General features: G+C 69.5%; 17 protein-coding genes. 6 read left to right on the forward strand and 11 right to left on the reverse strand.

Features of this window, described 5'->3' with window-relative positions:
- Nucleotides 1-78: 78 nt before the first annotated feature.
- Nucleotides 79-648 carry a hypothetical protein gene (locus D7X12_RS08255; protein ID WP_120624716.1) on the forward strand — a complete coding sequence of 190 codons (570 nt, stop codon included), beginning with the start codon at nt 79-81 and terminating at the stop codon, nt 646-648.
- 14 nt (nt 649-662) lie between these two features.
- Here the strand turns inward: D7X12_RS08255 and D7X12_RS08260 are convergent, their stop codons facing one another.
- The 4 genes from D7X12_RS08260 to D7X12_RS08275 form a co-directional block, all read right to left on the reverse strand.
- Nucleotides 663-1,538, reverse strand: coding sequence for a hypothetical protein (locus D7X12_RS08260; RefSeq protein WP_120624717.1), 876 nt, complete (start codon nt 1,536-1,538; stop codon nt 663-665).
- A gap of 4 nt (nt 1,539-1,542) precedes the next feature.
- A complete protein-coding gene (locus D7X12_RS08265) occupies nt 1,543-4,161 on the reverse strand; it encodes a TonB-dependent receptor domain-containing protein (RefSeq protein WP_120624718.1) in 2,619 nt (872 codons plus the stop codon).
- Nucleotides 4,162-4,191: 30 nt separating this feature from the next.
- Complete coding sequence (locus D7X12_RS08270; RefSeq protein ID WP_120624719.1) at nt 4,192-5,004, reverse strand: OmpA/MotB family protein; 813 nt, start codon at nt 5,002-5,004, stop codon at nt 4,192-4,194.
- 112 nt (nt 5,005-5,116) lie between these two features.
- Nucleotides 5,117-5,668: a chalcone isomerase family protein gene (locus D7X12_RS08275; protein ID WP_120624720.1), complete on the reverse strand. Its 552-nt coding sequence runs from the start codon at nt 5,666-5,668 to the stop codon at nt 5,117-5,119.
- 431 nt (nt 5,669-6,099) lie between these two features.
- On the opposite strand from D7X12_RS08275, the gene D7X12_RS08280 reads away from it, so the two are divergent.
- On the forward strand, nt 6,100-6,336 hold the full coding sequence (locus D7X12_RS08280) for a DUF2188 domain-containing protein (RefSeq protein ID WP_120624721.1): 237 nt from the start codon (nt 6,100-6,102) through the stop codon (nt 6,334-6,336).
- 63 nt (nt 6,337-6,399) lie between these two features.
- Here the strand turns inward: D7X12_RS08280 and D7X12_RS08285 are convergent, their stop codons facing one another.
- The 5 genes from D7X12_RS08285 to D7X12_RS42860 form a co-directional block, all read right to left on the reverse strand.
- Nucleotides 6,400-7,068, reverse strand: coding sequence for a hypothetical protein (locus tag D7X12_RS08285; RefSeq protein WP_147443578.1), 669 nt, complete (start codon nt 7,066-7,068; stop codon nt 6,400-6,402).
- A 14-nt stretch (nt 7,069-7,082) separates the two neighbouring features.
- Entirely contained in the window at nt 7,083-7,439 is a 357-nt protein-coding gene (locus tag D7X12_RS08290) for a response regulator (protein ID WP_120624723.1), read from the reverse strand.
- Entirely contained in the window at nt 7,436-10,837 is a 3,402-nt protein-coding gene (locus D7X12_RS08295; protein WP_158620002.1) for an ATP-binding protein, read from the reverse strand. The genes D7X12_RS08290 and D7X12_RS08295 overlap by 4 nt, the downstream gene beginning before the upstream one ends.
- Nucleotides 10,838-11,265: 428 nt before the next feature.
- Nucleotides 11,266-11,745, reverse strand: a complete 480-nt coding sequence (locus D7X12_RS08300) for a HEAT repeat domain-containing protein (protein ID WP_158620003.1) — start codon at nt 11,743-11,745, stop codon at nt 11,266-11,268.
- 16 nt (nt 11,746-11,761) lie between these two features.
- Nucleotides 11,762-12,223: a DUF6896 domain-containing protein gene (locus D7X12_RS42860; RefSeq protein WP_158620004.1), complete on the reverse strand. Its 462-nt coding sequence runs from the start codon at nt 12,221-12,223 to the stop codon at nt 11,762-11,764.
- Nucleotides 12,224-12,685: 462 nt separating this feature from the next.
- Here D7X12_RS42860 and D7X12_RS08310 point away from each other — a divergent pair, with 462 nt between their 5' ends.
- The gene (locus D7X12_RS08310) at nt 12,686-14,929 is read left to right on the forward strand and encodes a molybdopterin-dependent oxidoreductase (RefSeq protein WP_120624727.1); all 2,244 of its coding nucleotides are present in this window, start codon (nt 12,686-12,688) and stop codon (nt 14,927-14,929) included.
- On the opposite strand, the gene D7X12_RS08315 is transcribed toward D7X12_RS08310, so the two are convergent.
- On the reverse strand, nt 14,847-15,917 hold the full coding sequence (locus tag D7X12_RS08315) for a lysylphosphatidylglycerol synthase domain-containing protein (RefSeq protein ID WP_244224432.1): 1,071 nt from the start codon (nt 15,915-15,917) through the stop codon (nt 14,847-14,849). The genes D7X12_RS08310 and D7X12_RS08315 overlap by 83 nt on opposite strands.
- 279 nt (nt 15,918-16,196) lie before the next feature.
- On the opposite strand from D7X12_RS08315, the gene D7X12_RS08320 reads away from it, so the two are divergent.
- Both D7X12_RS08320 and D7X12_RS08325 read left to right on the forward strand, forming a co-directional pair.
- A complete protein-coding gene (locus D7X12_RS08320; RefSeq protein WP_120624728.1) occupies nt 16,197-17,183 on the forward strand; it encodes a zinc-dependent alcohol dehydrogenase family protein in 987 nt (328 codons plus the stop codon).
- A gap of 44 nt (nt 17,184-17,227) precedes the next feature.
- Nucleotides 17,228-17,992: a glucose 1-dehydrogenase gene (locus tag D7X12_RS08325; RefSeq protein WP_120624729.1), complete on the forward strand. Its 765-nt coding sequence runs from the start codon at nt 17,228-17,230 to the stop codon at nt 17,990-17,992.
- 1 nt (nt 17,993) lies between these two features.
- On the opposite strand, the gene D7X12_RS08330 is transcribed toward D7X12_RS08325, so the two are convergent.
- On the reverse strand, nt 17,994-20,498 hold the full coding sequence (locus tag D7X12_RS08330; RefSeq protein WP_120624730.1) for a hypothetical protein: 2,505 nt from the start codon (nt 20,496-20,498) through the stop codon (nt 17,994-17,996).
- A gap of 387 nt (nt 20,499-20,885) precedes the next feature.
- On the opposite strand from D7X12_RS08330, the gene D7X12_RS08335 reads away from it, so the two are divergent.
- A partial coding sequence (locus D7X12_RS08335) for a twin-arginine translocation signal domain-containing protein (RefSeq protein WP_120624731.1) occupies nt 20,886-21,229 on the forward strand: 344 nt, incomplete at its 3' end.

A 21,229-nucleotide genomic window follows, 5' to 3' on the forward strand; every position in this document is an offset into this window, starting at 1 on the left:
GGCATGGGTGGGCCGACAGCTCGGCGCTGGCTCGCGGCGGGCGCAGCGCTGACACTGTCGAATCAGAGGGCTCGCACGATGCCCCCAAGCACAGAGCAACTGCTGGCCATTGCCCGTCGATATTGGCCTGCCTCGATGACAGCAGCGCTGGACAAAGCCAATCCCGAGTTCGTGCGCCGGTCCAAGCGCTGGGACGAGGCACTCCAGTACATCCCGCAGTGGCATGGGTTTCTTGCGGAGCTGGACTCATTGCTTCCAGGCTTCACCGTGGGAGATGGCACCGTGCCGTCAGAAGCATCCTTCCGCTGCGTCGCCTATCCCGCGAAGGGCGTTCCCATGCCGCCCATTCCCTGGGCCGTCGTGGGCTGCATGAGCATCCTGGCGCCCGTCTTCACCGTGTACGGCATCTCGTTCGAGTACGAGGGGCGCAAGCGGCGTGCAGCCCGGCTGCACCTGGACCCATTGCCTGAAGCCATGAGCGGGACGGCGCGACTCATTGCCCGGGAACTGGGAGCCCGCTTCGACGTCCAAGAGCTTCCCCAGGAAGTGGCGGCGGTCCCTGTACCGGTCACCGTGCAGTGGACGCAGCCGCCCCAGACCACCCTGTTCGATGCGCTCTTCGACAGCGAGCCCACCAGCGTCCCTTGAAGGGACACCGGGCCTCAGGGCCCCACGTCCACCGTGCGGATGGCCCAGTCCACGCCGCCTCGGCCGTCACGGGCCACCACCCAGAGGGTGATTCGCTCGGGGGCCTTGGACGTCTGGTAGGTCGTCGTCGGGTCGCCGGGCTTGCCGTCCACCGGCTCCAGCGAACGGAACGAGTTCACCTCGCCCTCCCCCGTCGCGAACCAGCTGTAGAAGACCTGCTCCGTATTCGTGCCGTCCGCCGTCGTGAAGGTCTCCGCGCTGCCCTCCGCGAGCACCGGCTTGAACGTCACCTCCGTGTCCAGCGGCAGCGGCCCCACCAGCGGCGCGTCGTTCCACAGCACGTCCTGCATCACCGGGTTCAGGTTGGGCGTCTGCGTGGAGCGCAACGTGATGCGCCTCACGCCCCGCTCCACCCCCTCCGGCGTCCCGCTGCCGTCCGTGGCCTCATACCCGACGAACAGCTGCAGCCCCGCCTCCAGCGCCGCTTGCACCGCCGGGTCGTTCAAGTCGAACCCGCCGCCCGTGCTGCCCGTCGCCACCTGGAACGACTCGATGAGCAACGCCTGCACCGCCGGGTCACTCAGGGACAGCACCCCGTCCGGCAGCGCCACGCCGCTCGGCCCCGGACAGCCCGTGTCCCCATAGGGGTTCACGTCCGGACGGCACAGCGCGTACGTCACCGTCACCGGCCGCGCGTCCGGCGTCACCGTCAGCGCGTTGAACGTCACCGGCGGCGGCAACGTGGACGCGTTGGGGTCCAACGCCAGCTCCGCGGGCTCCGCCTTGATGGCCAGCACGCGCACGCGGCGGATCTCACTCTGCAACTCGAAGTCGGGGCCACACGCGCTCAACACCAGCAGGGCGGCGGTCAGCAGGACGGGGGTGCGCATGGCGTCAGAAGCTCCCCTTGGCGCCGAGGATGGGCAGGATGGGCAGGCCCTTGAAGAACTCGCGCTGAGAGTAATTGTAGTTGTAGGCCACGCCTTCGACAGACTGGTTGTTGTAGGCGTTCGTCAGGTCCAGGTAGACGTTCAGGTTCCACGTGTCGAAGATGAAGTTCTTGTCCACGCGGATGTCCAGCTGGTTGAACGACGGCAGCCGCTGCGAATTGATGAGGCCGTAGTACGGGATGAACACGTCCGTCGCATCGTCGCGCTTCGCCCCCTGCACCGGCGTCGTCGGGTTGCCGGACGCGAAGCGGAACCGCGCGCCCACCTCCCAGCCCTTCGGCAGCTTGTAGCTGGCGATGGTCGTCAGCACGTGCGTCTGGTCGTTGTCGAACAGGCGCCAGCGCGCGTCCGGCGCGTCCTGACGCTCGCTGCGGCTGAGCGTGTACGACACCCAGCCGAACAGCCGGTCCGTCAGCGCCCTGCGCACCAACAATTCGAAGCCGTAGATGCGCCCCACGCCGCCGTTCTTCAGCACCTCCGGCACCGACTCGCCGTCGCGCTCGATGCGCGCGTTGGAGCGCACGATGAGGTCGCTGAGGTCGTTGTAGAAGACCTCGGTGCCCACGAACCACTCGGGCCGCGCCTGCCACTCCGCGCCCACGCTGTACTGGAGCGACCGCTTCGCCCCCAGGTCCGGGTTGCCGAACCCCGGGGACGGCTCATCCTGCACCGGCGGGCTGTGGTAGACGCCCGCGCCGCCCTTCAACGTCAGCGTCTCCGTGAGCGAGTAGCGCACCGCCAGCCGAGGGTTCACCGTGCGCTTCACCTCCTGCTGCTCGGTGAAGATGTAGCTCTCCGTGCGGAGACCCGGCACCACCAGCAGGTCCTTCACCGGCCGCCACCGCACCTCCGCCCAGGCGGACGGGTAGTACTGCGTGAAGGCCCCGTCGATGTTGATGAGGTCCTCGGCGACGAGCGGCGTGGGCGGCTCGCCCTCGCGCGGCGGCTGCTGGATGCTCGCGCGCACCTTCGCCAGGTTCGCCACCACGTCCAGGCCGCCCGCCACCGACACCGCGTCGTTGAACGCGTACTCAATCGTCGGCCGCAGGAAGAGGTCCGTGGACGCGATGCGCAGGCCGCGCTCGCCAATGGCGAAGTCCAACAGCGTGTTGCCGATGAGCGCGTGCGTGTCCAACGTCAGCTTGTCCGCGCGGTACTGGTGGCGCAGGCGCAGCTGGTTGAAGCCCGTCGTCACGTCCAGGCCGCCGTTGACGGACGGGTCGTTGTCCGCGGGCTGGTCCAACAGCAGCGCCAGCCGGTCGCGCGACGTGATGCCCTGCAGTGTGAAGGTGTGGCGCTTGTTCGGCTTCCACACCAGCTTCGCCTGCGCGTCGTAGTAGCGCGGCGCCACCTGGAGGCTGTCATCGTCGATGGGCGCCGCCCGGAGCACCACGTCGATGTACGAGCGCCGGCCGCCAATCGCGAAGCTCAGCGTGTCCGTGATGGGGCCCTCCACCACCGCGTTGGACTCCACCAGGTTGATGCCCACCGTGGCGTGCAGGCGGTCCGTGCGCGGCTCACGGCTGCGCACGTTGATGACGCCGCCGGTGATGTCGCCGTAGTACGCGGAGAAGTTGCCGGGCAGGTAGTCCACCGCCTCCAGCAGCTCCGAGTTGTACACGGAGGTGAGCCCGCCAAAGTGATACAGGATGGGGATGCGCAGGCCGTCCAGGAAGACGCCGGACTCCTGCGGACTGGTGCCACGGATGACCAGCGCGCCGCCGTTGAACGCGGGCCGCGCCACGCCCGGCAGGTTCTGCACCACCTTGAGCGTGTCACCCTGCGTGCCCGGGATGCGCTGCACCTCCGCCACCTGGATGGTGGTGCGCGTCACCTCCTTGCGCTCGCGGTCGCTGCGAACCACCGTCTCGTAGGCGCTGAAGATGCGCCGCTGCACATAGTACGTGGCCTGCGTCTCCTGCCCCTCCGCGATGGTCTCCTGCGTGCGGAAGCGGTCGTAACTGCCCATCACCACCACGACGGGGTGCGTGCCCACCGGGACGCCCCGGAAGGAGAAGCGGCCCTCGCCGTCCGTCACGGTGGAGCGGTCCAGCTCCGTCAGCACCACCTCCGCGCCCACGAGCGGCTTGCGCGTGCCGCGCTCCAGCGCCTTGCCGCTGAAGTTCACCGGGCCCTGCGGCTCGGCGACGCCGCCGTCGGTGGTGGCTTCGGGGGGCGCTTCCGGCGCGCGGAAGACGAACTGGTAGGCGTACTGGATGCGCACCGGCGCGGGGACGTTGTCCACCTCCGCGGGCTCGAACTGGAACTGCTTCACGGCGGCCACCGCGGCCTCGTCGAAGCCATTGCCGGCGGGCTGGGTGACCTCGACATTCGTGACGGCGCCCGTCTCCGAGATGTCGATGAACATCACCACCGTGCCCTCGATCTGCTGGGCGGCGGCGTCCGGCGGGTAGGCCGCTTCGACCTGGCGCAGGAGGGCGGGCGGCTTCGTCAGCACGCCCGTGGGGGTGCCGGCATCGCCAGCGGGTAGACCTGCGTCCGGGGCTTGAGCGGCAGCCCCGGTCGCAAGCAGTAGACAGACGACGCAAGCGAGCGTTTTCATGAAGGGTGCGCGGGTCTCCCGCGCAACCTCCTAGCGCCCTCCGAGTCCCGGCGCGAGCACGATTTCAATGCGCCGGTTCTGGCTCTTGTGCTCCGGGGTGTCGTTGGCGACGATGGGCTGATACTGCCCGTAGCCCGCCGCCGACAGCGACGTCGGATCCACGCCGGAATCCTGCAGCGAGCGCACCACCGCCATCGCGCGCGCCAGGCTCAGCTCCCAGTTGGTGGGGAACTGCCCGCCACCGGTGGGCACGTCGTCGGTGTGGCCCTCCACCCGGATGATGCGGCCGCGCACCGTCTTGAGCGCGTCCGCGATCTTCACGAGCGCCTCCTGGCCTTCCTTGCCCACGCGCGCGGAGCCGGACGCGAAGAGGATCTTGTCCTTCAGCTGCACGGTCATCCGGCCCTTCATCTCCGACAGCTCGATCTTCCCGTCGGAGATCTCCTGCTTGAGGCTCTGGGCCAGGCTCTCGTACTCGGCGCTCTTCTTCTCCAGCTCCTCCTTCGCCTGCGCGAGCTTCTTGGAGTTGCGCGCCAGCTCGTCGTTGAGCGCGGTCAGCTGCGCGTTCTTCTCCTCCAGGGCGCGGCGCTCCGCGGCGGCGCCGGTGAGGCGGCTCTCGGACGCGTTGAGGCGCGTCTCCAGCGCGGCCTTCTCCTGGTTCAGCGCCGCCTGCTGCTCCTCCAGCGCCTGGATCTTCGCCTCGGCGGCCGCACGGGCCGCCTTCTCGTCCGTGAGGTTCTTCGTCAGCCCTTCCGCCTCCAGGGCCTTCTCGTTGAACTTGCCCTGCGAGACGCAACCCGTGGACAGGGCAACCAGGGCAGCCAGAACCAGACGTGTCCGCATATGTACGCTTCCTCCTGACAAGATGTTGGCGGGTCCGAGCCTACCGCTCCCGCGCCATCATCCTAGGGGAAACGCGCATCTGTTTTGAGGCCCAACTTCCCAGCTGGGAGTGCTAGCGGGGGAAGATGGGGTGGGTGTTCAGCCAGGAGCTGAAGAGGGCATCCGCGAAAGGCTTGCCGGGGATGTGGACACCGCCGGTGGCGCCGCCGGAGACGTGGAGGCCCGAGTCCGGCAGGTAGGTGAGGACGAGGTCGTCCCCCTTGCGCACGTCCTGGAGCGACGAGAGGAGCTTCTCCAGTGACTGGTTGAGGGCGTCCTCGCGCATGGCCGGGTTCTGGCGCAGGCCTTCCCGGAAGCTGCCCACGAGCTGATCCCTGCTGATGGTGCGCAGGAAGCGGAAGTGCAGTCGTTTCAGGCTGTTGGACGACACGGCCTGCTGGAAGCAGGTGGGCTCCTCCTCCATGTAGAGGCTCCACACGTAGACATTGAAGAAGAGCTTCTTCTTCAGCTCCATGTGGGTGAGCGCGAGTGTGCGCCCCTCCACCTGGAGGGAATCCGGCATGTTGACCCCGCCCGCCTGTCCCGCGTGGGCGACACCGCCCACCAGCAGGAGCATCCCCAGCGCGAACCCTCGCGCCCCCTTTTTCCATGCCGTCCCCATCATCGCCTTCCCCTTCACCCTCTTCCGAGCCGCTGATCCCAACGGTGTGCACTGTCCTGGAAACGGCCACCGGGCGCGATCATTGGTTTGTGCACCATCTGACGGCAATCCGCGCTCTCTGGCAAGGCTGTTGGAGGTTCAAATGACTCCCCTGCTGGGGGAGCCGGGGCGGTGTGGCACGGAGCGTCAGAAAACGCGAGAGATGCGCTCACCCCGTTCGAGAGAACGGAACCGCACTCCGGGACGATTCGTCCGCGAGATGAGCGGACCGGAATCGGGGCTTCCAGCGTGGCAGGCCTGTGGATCGAGTTCCCTACCACGTCAGGGGTATGTCCTGGCTGATCTCCGTCATTGACACTGGCAGCCACCAACAAGCCGACGCGCTGCGGAGTCATGGTTGCAGCCCTCGGTTCGCGAGGCAGCAAGGAGAGCGTATGCCGAAGAAGAGTGGCGATGTGCACACCGTCCCGAATCCCGATGGAAGTGGATGGGTGAACAAGCAGAACGGAGAGACGGTCAGCAAGCACCGCACCAAGGAAGCCGCCGTCGACAAGGGGGCTGACATCGCCAAGTCCCAGCAGGGCGAGCATGCCATTCACAAGAAGAATGGTCAGATCGGGGAGAAGAACAGCTACGGCAACGATCCTCACCCGCCGAAGGACAAGCGCTAGTCCCCTGTCGGATGCAGGTGGCGCGAGCAGTGGAAATGAGCGCTACCTGCACCAGGAGTCTGCTCAGGGAGTCGAGCCCGAAGAGGACTCATCCAAGGTCCTGCCATCAGCCCGGAAGGTCACCTGGAACTCCAAGCCGGTCCCGGATCTCGACGTCAGCCGATAGGCCCTGTCCGGTGCATCCAGCCGCTCGATGCCCACGTAGGCGTCATAGGCAATGAATCTGGCGATGCGCCAGACTTCCGAAATGAAGTCAGGACTGTCGGGCCCCACGACAAGGATGGAGCCGTTCTCAATCCTCCGGCTCCAGCCTTCCCGGAGGACGTGCTCAAGCTCGGCGCAGACTCCCTGAACGGAGCCACCGTCCGAATCCCGAACCGTGCGCTTCACCGTCGCGGTGCGTGCCACCACGAAGCCACGCAGGCCCACGGACGGGTCCAGTTCGTACAGCGTGAGCTCACCCGCGAGGACCCTCTTCGTCCAGGAGGGGTCCAGCTCCATGTCGGCGCAATACTTCGCCGTCCCATTCATCCCCGCGCGCCATTCGCGGATGTCGAACAGCACGTTCTGCGTGACGAGGGGCGAGAGCCACCACTCCTCGGTGCCGTGGAACTCCACCCAGACGGTCTCCAGGGTGTGGAGGACCAGCTCCAACTGGAGGAGCTCCTTCTCCCGGTTCATCCGCACACCGGTGACTTCAGCGTCATGGACGGACACACCCAAGAACCCCATCGCATCCCCCATGCCTACGCGGCGGCAGCTGCAATGAGCAGGTCGATGTCCACCGGCTTGCGCAGGTAGGAGCGGGCCGCCAGCACTTCGCGGCGGCTGTCGAGCTGCGGGTCGGCGCTCATCACCACCACCGGGATGTGGGCGAAGCGCGCGTCGGCGCGCTGCTCGGCGCGGAACTGGAGGCCGTCCTTCACCGGCATCATCAGGTCCAGGAGGATGACGTCGGGGTAGGTCTTCATCGCCTCCAGCGCGGCGAGCGCCTGCGCCCCGTGCTCCGCGCACACCACCGTGTGGCCTTCCTCCTCGAGCACCTCGCGGATGGACTCACGGATGTAGAAGTCGTCTTCCACCACCAGGATGCAACGCTTCATGCCCGGCCCTCCAGCGCAGTGGCCTTGAGATGCGGCTGGGCATCCGAGGCGTCACGGGGCAGCACTACCACGAAGCTCGCGCCCCCTTGCGGCCCCTCCTCCACCGAAATCCTTCCGCCGTGTCCCACGACGATCTGCTTGGAGATGAAGAGCCCCAGGCCCAACCCTCCGGTGTTGCGTGAAGCAATGCCGCGATCAAAGCGGTCGAAGATGGTCTCGCGTTGCGCCTCGGGCACTCCGGGCCCGCGGTCGCACACCTCCAGGCGGACGAAGTCACCCTCCTCCGCCAGACGCACCTCGAGCGCGCTGCCCGGCGCGTACTTGAGCGCGTTGCAGACGAGGTTCGTCAGCACCTGCTCCAGCCGCTGCCCATCCCAGACCCCCACGAGCACGAACGGAACGTCCAGCCGCACCCGACAGCCCGCGTGCGCAATCTGTCCGGAGAGGCGCTCCACGATGTCCGAGGTGAGCTGGACGAAGTCCACCTCCTGGAAGGAGAGGTCGAGCGTGCCCGTCCGGATGCGCGCCACGTCGAGCAGGTCGTCGACGAGGCTGGTCAGCCGGTCCACCTGGATCAATGACACGCGCAGCGTCTTCGCCAGCCGCTCCGGGCTCGGGGCGCGGTTCTCCTCGGGCTTCACGCCCCGCTCCGCCAGCTGCAATTGCATCCGCAGGGACGTGATGGGGGTCTTCAGCTCGTGCGAGGCGATGGAGAGGAACTCGTCGCGCGAACCCAGCAGCATCTTCAACTCCTGCTCCGCCTGCTTGAGCCGCGAGATGTCCCGGAGCGTGAGGATGGTCCGCGACGGCTGCTGCCCGACGGCCGGCACGACGTCGGAGTCCATCACGAGGTGGAGGCGCCCGGCGGGCGAATGCCCCACCGCCTCCAGGTCGCGCACCGGCACGTCCAACGCGCGCTCCAGGTCGAGCGGGCTTCCGGCGTCATCGGTGAGGCGGAACGCCTGACCGTGCTCCGTGGCGTCGAGGGTGGAGGGGAACTGGCCGTCCGCGAGCTGATGCGCGGCGTGGTTCGCGAAGGTGAACTGGCGCGAGTCCGGGTCGACGAGCAGCGTGGGCGTCGGCAGGCGGTTGAGCACCGCCTCCAGCCACCGCTGCTGCTGCGACAGGTGCTTCGCGTGCTCCTCCTGCTCCGCCGCCCGCAGCCGCATGGCCGCCATGGTGAGCTGCGCCTGCACGCGGGCCATCAGCTCCCGGGCCGCGAACGGCTTCGTCAGGTAGTCGTCCGCGCCCAGCTCCAGCCCGCTCGCCGTGGCCTCTTCCCCCGCGCGCGCGGACAGCAGGATGACCGGCAGCGTGCGCAGGGACTCGTCCGCGCGCAGCCGCTGCAGCAGCTCGATGCCGTCCATCACCGGCATCATCACGTCCGACAGCACCAGGTCTGGCCGCGACTCCCGCGCCGACCGGAGCGCCTCCGCCCCATTGGGCACCGCCGTCACCCGGTAGCGCCGCTCGAGGAGCCGGCGGACGTAGTCGCGCATGTCGGCGTTGTCGTCGGCGAGCAGGATTCGCGGACGCGTCCCCTGCTCCGTCTCCGCCGCGGACGGCACAGGCACGGGCGCGGGCGACGCGCTGCTTCCGGGGTCCTCCTGCACGGGCCCGGGCGACACCAGCCAGCGGAGCGCCTCCTCGACGAACGCCTCCACACGGACCGGATGGGCCACGAGGCGCGGCGCTCCGCCAGGAACCGGCGCCTCCATCCAGTAGGCCTTTCCGAGCGGAACGCGGACGAAGAAGGTGGAGCCCTCGTCGACGACGCTGCGCACCTCCACCGAACCGCCGTGCAGCTTCGCGAGGTCGTGCACGAGCGCCAGGCCAATGCCGCTGCCCTCGTGGGTGCGCCCCTTCGCCTCCTGCACGCGGTGGAAGCGCTGGAACACGCGGCCGAGCTCTTCCTCCGGGATGCCGATGCCGGTGTCCCGCACCGACAGCACCGCGAAGCCGTCCTCGCGCTTCAGCGTGACGCGGATCTCCCCGGCGTGCGTGAACTTGAACGCGTTCGACACGAGGTTGAGGACGATCTTCTCCCACATCTCGCGGTCGACGAGCACCGGCTCCCCGAGCGGCTCCGCGTCCACCACGAGCCGCATGCCCGCGCGCTCCACGGCGGAGCGGAAGGCGCTCGCGACATCGCGGGTGAGCGCGGACAGGTCGGTGGGCTCCACCGTGGCCTGCGCGCGGCCGGCCTCGATGCGGGAGAAGTCGAGCAGCGCGTTCACCAGCTTGAGCAGCCGCAGCGCATTGCGGTGCACGACCTCCAGCTCGCCGCGCGCCGCTTGCGACAGCTCTCCGCGCAGGCCCGACAGCAGGTCCTCCACCGGCCCGAGCATCAGCGTGAGCGGCGTGCGGAACTCGTGGCTCACGTTGCTGAAGAAGGCCGTCTTCGCCTGGTCGATCTCCGAGAGCGCCTCGGCCCGGCGCCGCTCCGCTTCATACGCGCGCGCGTTGCCGAGCGCCGCGCTCACCGCCGCGCCCAGCATCTCCACGAAGGCCCGGTAGGAGTCGTCGAGCGGGAGCCGCTGGCTCGCTCCGATGACGAGGAACCCGAGCGGCGCGTCCACGCCCGCCGCGCGGACCGGCAGCACGAACGACGCTCCCAGGGGCTCCGGGTACGGGCCCGCGGACACCTGCCCGAAGCGGGCCGCCAGGTCCATCACGGGCTCCGCGCGTCCGCTGCGCACCGCGCGCGCGAGCGGCCAGGTCCCGGCTTCCGCGTCGGCCGTGAGGGGGAGGCAGCGGGGCGCGAGCGGCCCTCCCGCCGGGGTCCCGCACGTCCCCCGCAGCCGCGCCTCGGTCCCGCCGGGCGTCGTCACGTAGAGCAGCGCGAACGGCAAGTCGAAGTTGTACTGCTCCAGCGTCGCGAGGAGCAGGTCGCAGGCCTCGTCGAACACGAGCGTCTGCCCCGCGCGGTCGGCGATGTCTCGCAGCGCCCGCGTCCGCCGTTGGGAGAGCATCGTGGCGGTGGTCTCCGTCACGGGGTGGAAGAGCCCCACCACCTTGCCGGACTCATTGCGGATGGGGCTCAGGGAGAAGGTGAAGAACGTCTCCTCCGGGTAGCCGTTGCGCTCGAGGAACATCCGTTGGTTCTCGAGGTAGGACGTCTCGCCCGCGAGTGCGCGCTCGAAGGGCTCGCCGATGACGGGCCAGGCGGACGCCCAGGTGATGCGGTAGCTCTCCCCCATCGCGCGGGGGTGCACGGCGCCACACACCACGCGGTAGCCGGCGTTGTAGATCTGGTTGTGGCCGTCCCCCCAGATGATGTTGATGGGGAAGTTGGACGCGAGGCAGAGGCTGACGGTGGTGCGCAGGCTCTGCGGCCAGGATTCGATGGGGCCCAGCGGGGAGCCGGACCAGTCCAGCGACGCGATGAGCGTCGCCATCTCGCCCCCGCCCGCAAGCCATTCGAGCCTTCCCGGAAGCGTCCCCATCGCGGAGATATACGTACCCGGGTGCAGGTGAACAAGGCAGCCGAAGACGTCATGCGGACTTGAAGCGTCGAGCAGGAAACGGTCCCACTGGACCTGCATCCAGGGGGGCGAGCAGGCAGGCGGCGCAAGGCCCTTCCTCAAGCCGGTATCAGGGTCGCGCGATACCCAAGCGATCCGCGGCCTCATTCAGAACGGCGGAGAGACTCCTCGCCGCGGACTGAAGGTCCCGTGCGAATGCCTCCAGGTCGTCGATCCGGGCGCTACGGTTCCGATATTCGATGCGTACACCAGCACCCTCCCTGACGAGTCCGACTTCGTAGGGCTCGACTACGACATCCATCAACACCCGCGACTCATGTCGCAGCCGCTCCAGCCCTTCCTCAGCGTCGGAGCGCCTGATCAAACCAGGCCAGATTGAGAGGTACGCGTTCGGGCGCAAGGCCTTCCTTCGCATGCTCCGCCGGACTCGACTCCCCACACATCCATCTGGCCTCCACGTAGGCCTGATGACTCGCTCGTCTTGAACGCTTCTCGTCGGAGGCCACCCGTCTCAGAGCGGACAACGCTTCGGCGCGCGACTCCGGCGACTCCCGACCCATCCGCGCGACGGCGGAGACTGCTGCATCCAGGACCTCTTCGTCTTGCTCCGTCGCAAGGAGCCCAAGCAACCCGCGAAGAGCAGGAACGTAACCCCAGTGAATGGCCACGGAAAAGACGGCCTGGCGGCGTACGTCAGGATCTGGATGAGCGAACAAGGTGCTCGCCTTCTCCAGCAGTTCTCCCGCAGGCGCATCACCTGTCCTGCCACCCAGGGAGAACAAGGCGGAGAGGATGACGTCGGAATCGCCCGATTCCAACATCCGTACCCACTCCTGATCAGTCACGCTCCACCTCCCGAAGAGCATCAACACGGGGGCTGAGCAGCCAAAGCCTGGCCGAGTGAGGGACCTCAACGAGGATCCCCTCCCGCGCCAACTCCCGCAGGCAAAGCTCAAGCTCGCCCTCATCCTGCGCCGAGAAGGTCCTCCCACCGTAGTGGACTGTGGCGATTCCGATGGCCTCACAGAACTGACTCAACCTCCAAGCATCCACGGCCGAAGGACTTCGGAGCAGACCTACATGCGCATCGACGACACGTCCCGTCCTCTCACCAATGAACTGGACGCCTGCACCATGACGACCGTAACGCCAGCCCTCATCACCGACCACAAGGCGTCCGCGTTTCGGCACATCCGTCAGGAACTCCCAGTCTTGGACGTGTCGAAGGTTTGATCTCAAGGACGCAACGAGACTCGCCTGAAGGTCGGAGTATTGCCGAATGATTTCCTGCGCGTTCATGTGAGTCACTCCTACAGCCTATTCATACGCTCAAGTGCAGCGGCGTAGAACCCGACTGCCTCTCGGACAAGCTCGGCCAAGGTGGTCCCGTCCTTCCGGAAGTACGCTTCCCCCAGACGCCCTCCTGACAACACAACCGTGTATACGGAATCACCGGGACGGGCACCGTCGACCTTGATGACGACGCTGATGCCATCTCGCCCGATTGCCTCAAGCGCCGCCAGCAGCGGCGACAATCGGCTCCACTGCGAAACCGTTGCAGCAGACGGCTGAGCACTCTCCGGTAGAGACCGGACCAACGACTCATCATCCACGACCCACCTCCTTACCTGCCGCGTGCCGTGATGTCGCGGCTCGCAGTTGCAGTGCGTTCACCCCGTCCGTGGTTCCTGTCAACTCCCTATCGTCCCATCTTCGCTCCTACCGTGTTCGCGGAGCCCGGCCGTCGTAGGCTCCCTGCCCATGAGCGCTTCCGCCCCGTCCCAGGTCCACTTCCGCACCTGCAACCTCTGTGAAGCGATGTGCGGCGTTCGCATTGAAGTGGCGGACGGGCGCATCACGTCCATCAAGGGCGACGACGCGGATCCGTTCAGCCGGGGCCACATCTGCCCCAAGGCCGTGGCCCTTCGCGACCTCCATGAGGACCCGGACCGCCTGCGCCACCCCATGAAGCGCACCGCCTCCGGCTGGGAGCGCGTGTCGTGGGAGGACGCCTTCGACGACATCACCCGGCGCCTCCATGCGCTCCAGCAGGAGCACGGCCCCCACTCCGTGGGCGCCTTCCTGGGCAATCCCAACGTCCACAACATGGGCGCGATGATGTTCGGCGCGGGGCTGCTTCGCACGCTGCGCTCGCGCAACCTGTTCTCCGCCACCTCCGTCGACCAGCTCCCCCATCAGCTCGTGGCCCACCTCATGTTCGGCCACCAGCTCCTCATCCCCATCCCGGACATCGACCGCACCCGGTACATGCTCATCCTGGGCGCCAATCCGCTCGCGTCCAATGGCAGCCTGATGACCTCCCCGGATGTCCGCGCCCGCCTCCGCGCCATCCAGGAGCGCGGCGGCAAGGTCGTCGTCATCGACCCGCGCCGCACCGAGACCGCCCACATCGCCAACCAGCACGTCTTCGTGCGCCCCGGCACCGACGCGCTCGCCCTGCTCTCCCTGCTGCACGTCGTCCTCCAAGAAGACACCGGCGAAGACACCGGCGCCCAGCGCCTGGGCCGGCTCGCGGCGTTCGTGGACGGCCTGGACTCCGTCGTGTCACTCGTCCGCGACTTCCCTCCAGAGCGCACGGCGCCTCACACCGGCATCGCCCCGGAGGTGCTGCGCGGCATCGCCCGGGACTACCTCGCCGCGGAAGGCGCCGTCTGCTACGGCCGCGTCGGCGTGTCCACGCACCCCTTTGGCTCGCTCTGCCAATGGCTCATCAACACCCTCAACATCGTCACCGGCAACCTGGACCGCGAAGGTGGCGCCCTCTTCACCCAGCCCGCGTTCGACATCATCGGCGGGCCCCGCGCGCTGGGCGTCAGCCGTGGCAGCCACGGCCGCTGGAAGAGCCGCGTGCGCGGCCTCCCCGAGTTCTCCGGCGAGCTCCCCGTCGCCGCGCTCGCGGAGGAGATCCTCACCCCCGGTGACGGCCGCATCCGCGCCCTGCTCACCGTGGCCGGCAACCCCGTGCTGTCCACGCCCAATGGCACCCAGCTGGACACCGCCCTGGGCCAGCTGGACCTCATGGTCAGCGTGGATCCCTACCTCAACGAGACCACCCGGCACGCCCACTACATCCTGCCCCCGGCCTCCGTGCTGGAGCGCGGGCACTACGACCTCGTCTTCCACGTGCTCGCCGTGCGCAACACGGCCAAGTACTCACCGCCCGTGTTCACCGCCGGCCCGGAGTCGCGCCAGGATTGGGAGATCCTCCTGGAGCTCCAACACCGCCTGGAGACCCTGCGCGATGGCCGCACGGCCCGCGCCACCCTCCAGTACCAGGCCCTCAAGCGCCTGGGGCCGGAGCGCCTGCTCGACGTGGGCCTGCGCATGGGGCCGTATGGCTCGCGCTTCCACCCGCTCAAGAAGGACGGCCTGTCGCTCGCGAAGCTGCGCGCCGCGCCCCACGGCATCGACCTGGGCCCCCTGAAGCCCAGCCTGCCCGGCCGCCTGGGCAGCCGCTCCAAGCGCATCCAGCTGGCGCCGGAGCTGCTCGTCGCGGATGTGGCCCGGCTGCGCGCGGCGTTCCCCGACGACGCGGCGCCTCGCGACGGGGAGCTGCTGCTCATTGGCCGGCGGCACCTTCGCGACAACAACTCGTGGATGCACAACGTGCCGGGGCTCGTGAAGGGCCGCCCCCGCTGCACCCTCCTGATGCACCCGGAGGACGCCTCCCGCCTGGGCCTCACCGAAGGCAGCGACGCCTGCGTCCGCTCGCGCGTGGGCGAAATCACCGTGCCCGTGGCCATCACCGACGACGTGATGCCCGGCGTCGTCAGCCTTCCCCACGGCTACGGCCATCAGCGCCCGGGCATCCGCCTCCGGGTGGCCGGCGCGCACGCGGGCGCCAGCATCAACGACCTCACCGACGAACAGGCCCTGGACACCGTCAGCGGCAACGCCGCCTTCAGTGGCACACCGGTACGGGTACGGGCGGCGGCACCACCTGCGCCACCGTCACCTTCCGGGCCCGCCACACCAGCGGCGTGAGCGCCCCCACCAGCACGAACACCGCCTGCACCGCGTGGGCGAGCAGCGCGATGGACATCGCCTTCGCGGCGGACGTCCCCATCGCCCCCGCGGCCAGCGAGAACATCCCGTCCGTCACGCCCACCTGCCCCGGCACGAGCGACCCCATCGCGAGCGCCACCAGGTAGAGCCCTTGCGTGAAGAGCGCCTGCACCACCGTCGCGTCGATGCCCACCGCGTGCGCGAGCACCGCGTACTGCATCACCTGCAACACGCGGCTGACCAGGAACGCCAGCATCGGCCGCCAGGGACACAGCCCTCCGGCACACACCGACGCCTGGAACACCTCCGCGTGCGCGCCCCACTTCGCGCACCGGCGCTGCATCCACGCGCCCAGCCGCTTCGCGCGCAGCCCCGCCCGCATGCCCAGCGACGCCAGCAGCAGCACGAAGCCGTGCACCAGCATCCCCACCGTGAACGCGGACCAGCCCGTCATGAGATAGGACGCCACCGCGCACGGAAAGGAGATGAGCCCTCCTGCGCCGAGCGACGCCGCCTGGGACGTGGCCGCCGCCGCCGTCGCCGACGCGCCTCCCGTGTAGGGCGTGAGCAGCGTCGCCTTCGTCGCCTCCGCGGCGGTGCGGCCCGCGGGCGCCATGCTCGACACCGCCGTGCCGATGAGCTGCGCCCGCACCAGCACCCCCAGGGGCACCTGCCCCGCGCGGGCGCCATAGGACAGCCGCGTCGCCGTCGCGTCGCAGGTCTGCCGTCCCATCTCGAGGAGCACCACCCAGGGCAACAGGGGCAGCGCGGTCAGGAGCGTGGCCTTCAGCTCACCGGCGCCCGCCTTGTGCACCATCGCCGTCAGCATGCCCAGGCCGCCCAGTGCGAAGACGGGCTTGAGCACCGTGAGCAGCCTGCGCCTCCAGACGCCCGGTTCGGTTGTCTGCCCTCCGGATACGCCGGCCATCGGCCCGGCCAGGGCCGCCTCGTGGTGCACGTTGCTCACACCCGCCCTCCTCGCCCATCCCACGCGCCCCACCCGAGGGGTCCATTCCTCAAGCTGTGCAGCCCCCTGCGTCGTGGCGAGGGCCGACTGTCGACGACCGCCAGCCTCCTTGGACTCACGTTCGCGTGTGGACAGACGTGCCCGCCATCCGGGCCAGGAGGAGGGCCGGGGCGGATCATCCGCGCACCGCCCGTGAGCCTGTTCTGCACGCTCGGCAGCAGGACCGAAGGCGGTTAGGGTGGCGCCGCCTTCGGGCACGCCTTCACGCGGGAGCATGCAATGAAAGCAGTGCGCTTCTCGGCCTTCGGTCCTCCCTCGGATGTGGTCCAGGTGGTGGAGGACACTCCGGCGCCGCTCCAGCCCGGCGAGGCCCGCCTCGCGGTGCTCGCCACGCCCATCAACCCCTCCGACCTGCTCACCCTCTCCGGCGAGTACGGCGTGCTGCCCAAGCTGCCCGCCACCCCGGGCAACGAGGGCGTGGGCCGCGTGGTGGAAGTTTCCGGCTCCGACGCAGTGGCCCCCGGCGACCTCGTGTTCCTGCCGCTGGGCGCGGGCACCTGGCGCACCCACCTCGCCGCGCCGGCCGCGCAGCTGTTGCCCGTGCCGCCGGGGTTGGACCTGCTCCAGGCGAGCATGCTGATGGTCAACCCGCCCACCGCGTACCTGATGCTGCGTCAGTTCGTGACGCTCCAGCCCGGGGAGTGGGTGATGCAGAACGCGGCCAACTCCGCCGTGGGCCGCTACCTCATCACCCTGGCGCAGGTGATGGGCCTGAAGACAATCAACGTGGTGCGCCGCCAGGAATTGGCGGACGAGCTCAAGGCCCAGGGCGCGGACGTGGTGCTGCTGGACACCGACGAGTTGCCCAAGCAGGTGCGCGAGGCGACGGGCGGCGCGAAGGTGCGGCTGGGCATCGACGCGGTGGGTGGGGATTCGTCACGGCGGCTGGGGGACTGTCTGGCCACCGGCGGCGTGCTCGTGAACTACGGCGCGATGAGCGGCAAGGGCCCCAAGCTGTCCGCCGCGGCCTCCATCTTCAAGGACGTCACCCTGCGCGGCTTCTGGCTGATGCGCTGGATGCGCCACGCCCCGCGCGAGGAGCAGAACGCCACCTTCGCGAGGCTCGCGGAGCTGATGTCCGTGGGCACGCTCCAGGCGCCCGTGGACGGCACCTTCCCGCTGGAGCGCATCCATGACGCCGTCGCGCGCGCCCAGGAGCCGGGCCGCAACGGGAAGATCATCCTCACGCCCAACCCCGTGGCCTGACGCACCCCACGGCCCACATCCCCACGGTTCAAGGAGCAACGACCATGAAGCGAGTCGAAGGCAAGGTGGCACTGGTGACCGGCGGCGCGGGCGGCCTGGGCGCCGCGTCCGCGCGGATGCTCGCGCGCGAGGGCGCGAAGGTGGTGGTGACCGACCGGCGCGAGGCGGAAGGACGCGCGGTGGCACAGGAGCTGGGAGACGCGGGGCTGTTCGTCGCGCTGGACGTCACCCAGGAGGCGCAGTGGGAGAACGCGATGGCGCGCACCCTGGAGAAGTTCGGGCGGCTGGACGTGCTCGTGAACAACGCGGGCATGGGCATCGTGAAGGACGTGGAGGAGATGAGCCTGGACGAGTGGAAGCTCGTGCACGCGGTCAACCTGGACGGCGTCTTCCTGGGCTGCAAGCACGGCATCCGCGCCATGAAGCAGTCCGGCGCGAAGGGCTCCATCATCAACATCTCCTCCATCGCCGGCATCGTGGGCGTGGGGCAGTTCCCCGCGTACAGCTCCAGCAAGGGCGGCGTGCGCCTGTTGTCCAAGTCCGTGGCGCTGCACTGCGCGGCCAAGGGCTACGGCATCCGGTGCAACTCCGTGCACCCGGGCTACGTGGAGACCGCCATGGTGGAGGCGCTGACCCAGGCCGGAGGCCAGGCGGAGAAGACGCGCGCGCGCATGCTCAAGGGCATCCCCATGGGCCAGTTCGGTGAGCCGGACGACGTGGCGAACGCGGTGGTCTACCTCGCGTCGGATGAGTCCAAGCTGATGACCGGCGCCGAGATGATCCTCGACGGCGGCGCCACCGCGCAGTAGCTCACGCCCAGCGCGCGCCCAGCAGCTCCGCGAAGCGCATGGCCAGCTCCATCCGGCCCACCATCGCCTGCCCCCACGCATTCGCCTGCGTGGCCCATGTGGCGGGCGTCAGTCCCAGGGCCTGGAAGAGCTGGAGCACGTCCGCGCCCCCCTGCATCGCCTTGAGCAGGCGGGCATAGTCCAGGAGCGTGGGCAACGCTGTTCCAGGGAAGAGCACCTCGCGGTCCACGGGACGCGAGGGCACCTGGGGCAGCACGTCCGTCAGCAGGCGCAAGGCCTCCACCCGGGCTCGGACGTCCTGCTGTTCGCGCTCGAGGGCCTGGGCGGCCTGGAGCGCTTCGGCGGCACGGCGGGCGTCCTCGGCCTGGCGCTCCTGGTCGCGGCGGCGGGACTCGGCCACGCGGCGTTCAATCTCACGCTCGCGCGCGTGCTCCGCGTCCGCCTGGAGCCGGGCCCTTCGCTCGCGCATCATCCGCAGCGCGTCGTGCGTGTCGTCCAGGAAGTCGCGGTGGATGTTGGACTCCTCCGGCGGGGACGGCGTGGTGCGCACGCGCTGTTCGAACGAGGGAAGGCGCGACTCGAAGTGCTCCAGCTCCGCGAGGAAGCGCGGGTCCCCGGACTCCACCGCATTGAGCAGCGCCCAGGCCCCCTTCGACACGGAGAGGGACGCGGTGCGCGGGCGCGTGCCCACGGCCTCTTCCGCTGCGTCCCAGAGGGCTCGCAGCCTCCGGGGCAGGACGTCCAGCGGTGCGTCCGCCAGCAGGTGCTGGGCCTGCGGGTAGAGCCCTTGCGGATCCACGCGCCACCACGTCTGGAAGCACACGAGCGCGTCGGGCTCCGCCTCGCGTTGCTTCTCCCACAGGGCGTCGCGCCAGGGCGCGAAGGCGGTGAGCAGGGCGCCTCGCTCGGAGGGATGGGATTGGAAGCGCTGCCAGACGGCGTCGCGCAAGGTTTCGCGGCCGGAGTACGGGCCCCACTGGCGCGCCACCCGGGACAGCGGCGCCACCAGGAGGTGCTGCGCCGGTCCCTCCCAGACCGCCATCAGCAGCCGGGCCGCGTGGCCGGAGTCGGAGCCGACAAGCCCCGCCTGCTCCCGCCGCGCGGGGAACATCAACAGCGCTTCCAGCAGGGCCTCGCCGCTGTCCGGCGCGCGAGCCCAGGCGTTCAACAGTTGCTGTTCGTCCACGCCCGCGTGGTGGAGGAAGCGCACGAACGCGAAGTCCCTGAAGCACGCGATGCGGTCCTTCGCCGCCGCCCGTTCGAGCGCATGCACCGTCTCCTCCAGGAAGCACCACATCGCCTCCGTGTCCTCCTCTTCCGGCTCGACGCCCTCGGTGGGGGTGGCGGCCCAGGCGAAGAAGTCCAGCGCGGTCTCCGCGGGCAGGTCGCGCAGCACCGCGCGTGCCCAGCGGGCCCAGCGCTGGCGGTCCTCATGTCCCCACGCGAGGAAGGGGTGCCGCTTCGCGAAGGGCAGGAGCTGATCCGCGAGCGCACCCGGCGTGTGCACGGACACGGTGAGCAGCGCTTCCAGGGCGCCTTCGGGCGGGGGCGAGGGAAGGTCGCGCAGCACCTCCTTCACGAAGCGCGCGTCCCCGTCCTTCTTCAGCCGGTCGAAGAGGCGGCGTGAGCCCCAGCCGCTCAGCGTGCGCCGGGCGAAGGTGACGGTGCGCGCGTCGGGTGAGTCCAACGCCTGCGCCACCTCCACCGCGTCTTCCAGGCACAGCGCGCACTCGAAGCGCACGTCCGCGTCAATGCCATACAGGCCCCGGTGCAGCGCGGCCGATATCGCCTCGGTGGGCTTTTGCCCCGTCACCCGCGCCCAGGCCACCGCGGCGCGCGAGCCCACTTCGGGCACATCCAGCACACCCAGGGCCAGCACGCGGATCCGCTCGCGCTCCTCCGGGCTCAGCCGGAGGGAGGACACGGTGTGCCAGCGCGTCAGGGCCAGCATCGCCTCCACCGCCATGCGTCCGTCCTCGTGCAGCAGGGAGCGCACCGTGAAGCGGGCCTCGTTCGACGCCGTGCCTTCGTGGACCCACGCGAGCGCCGCCAACCGTCGCAGGTCCAGGTCCGGCGCCTTGTTCGCCAGGTACTCCAGGGAGTCGGGCAGGGGGCTGAAGGGCGCGAGCCGCGCGGCCAGGAAGTCCTCGTCTCCGGGCAGCAGCGCCGCCCAGGTGTCTTCCAGGTCGCGTGCGAACCCGCGCTGCAACAGCCGCGATTCAACGCGCCGCGCGTCCTCGATGAGGCGCAGCGCCGTGCCCCATTGGCTTGCGTAGCGCGACACGAGGACCTCCACCTGGGCGGGCTCCAGCGCGGCGGTGCGGGCCGCCAGGGCGAAGCGGTCCACCCCGGACTTCAGCAGCGCCCTCGCGGCGCCGTACCTCTCCGGCGCGATGGCGCCACAGAGGCAGTGCGGACAGGCGACGTCGGACGGGATGAAGCGGGTACACGCGGGGCAGCGCACCTCCGCGCCCCGGCGCACGCCGCTGTCGAGCGGAGCGGACATGTGCCTGTGTCTACTCCGGCTGGCGCCTCCGTGCATCGGAGGCGTCCCCGGAGTGGATGCCGAGCATCGCCCTGTTCCGTGCCCGTCGCGGACAAGCTCGGAAGCGGCGCTGGAAGTCTGGATCCATCGCCGTGGAGAACGCCGGGCTCAGCACCTTGAGCGCCACCATCCGCTCCAGCGGGCACCTGGACGCAAACCGTCGCATGCACCCGTCACGGCGGGGTGCCGGCGGCGTCACACCCGAGCCAACCTGACGCAACACCTGCCACGCCCGCGCTCCACCCCGCGCCCGTCACCCGTCCGTCAACCACTCCTCACCAGAAGGTGACCGCCGTCCCACGCGGGGCATGGACAATCCAGACATCCATCTTTCCTGGAGGAGCCTGGATGCGTCTGGACCGCCGTCACTTCCTTCGTCTCTCCGCGCTGGGCGGTGGAGCGCTCGCCCTGGGGCCCGGCTTCTGGCGCGACGCCTACGCCGCCCCCGCGCAGCCCGGCCCCAGCCCTTACGGAGCCATGTCGGGCACGGCGGACGCCAACGGGGTGCGGCTGCCCGCGGGCTTCGCGTCCCGCATCATCGCGCGCTCGGGCAACAGGGTGGCGTCCACGGGCTACACGTGGCACGCGGCGCCGGACGGCGGGGCCTGCTTCACCACCGGCGAAGGCGGCTGGGTGTACGTGTCCAACAGCGAGCTGGCCTCGGGAGGGGGGGCGAGCGCGCTGCGCTTCGA

Source organism: Corallococcus sicarius (assembly GCF_003611735.1).
Classification (GTDB): Bacteria; Myxococcota; Myxococcia; order Myxococcales; family Myxococcaceae; genus Corallococcus; species Corallococcus sicarius.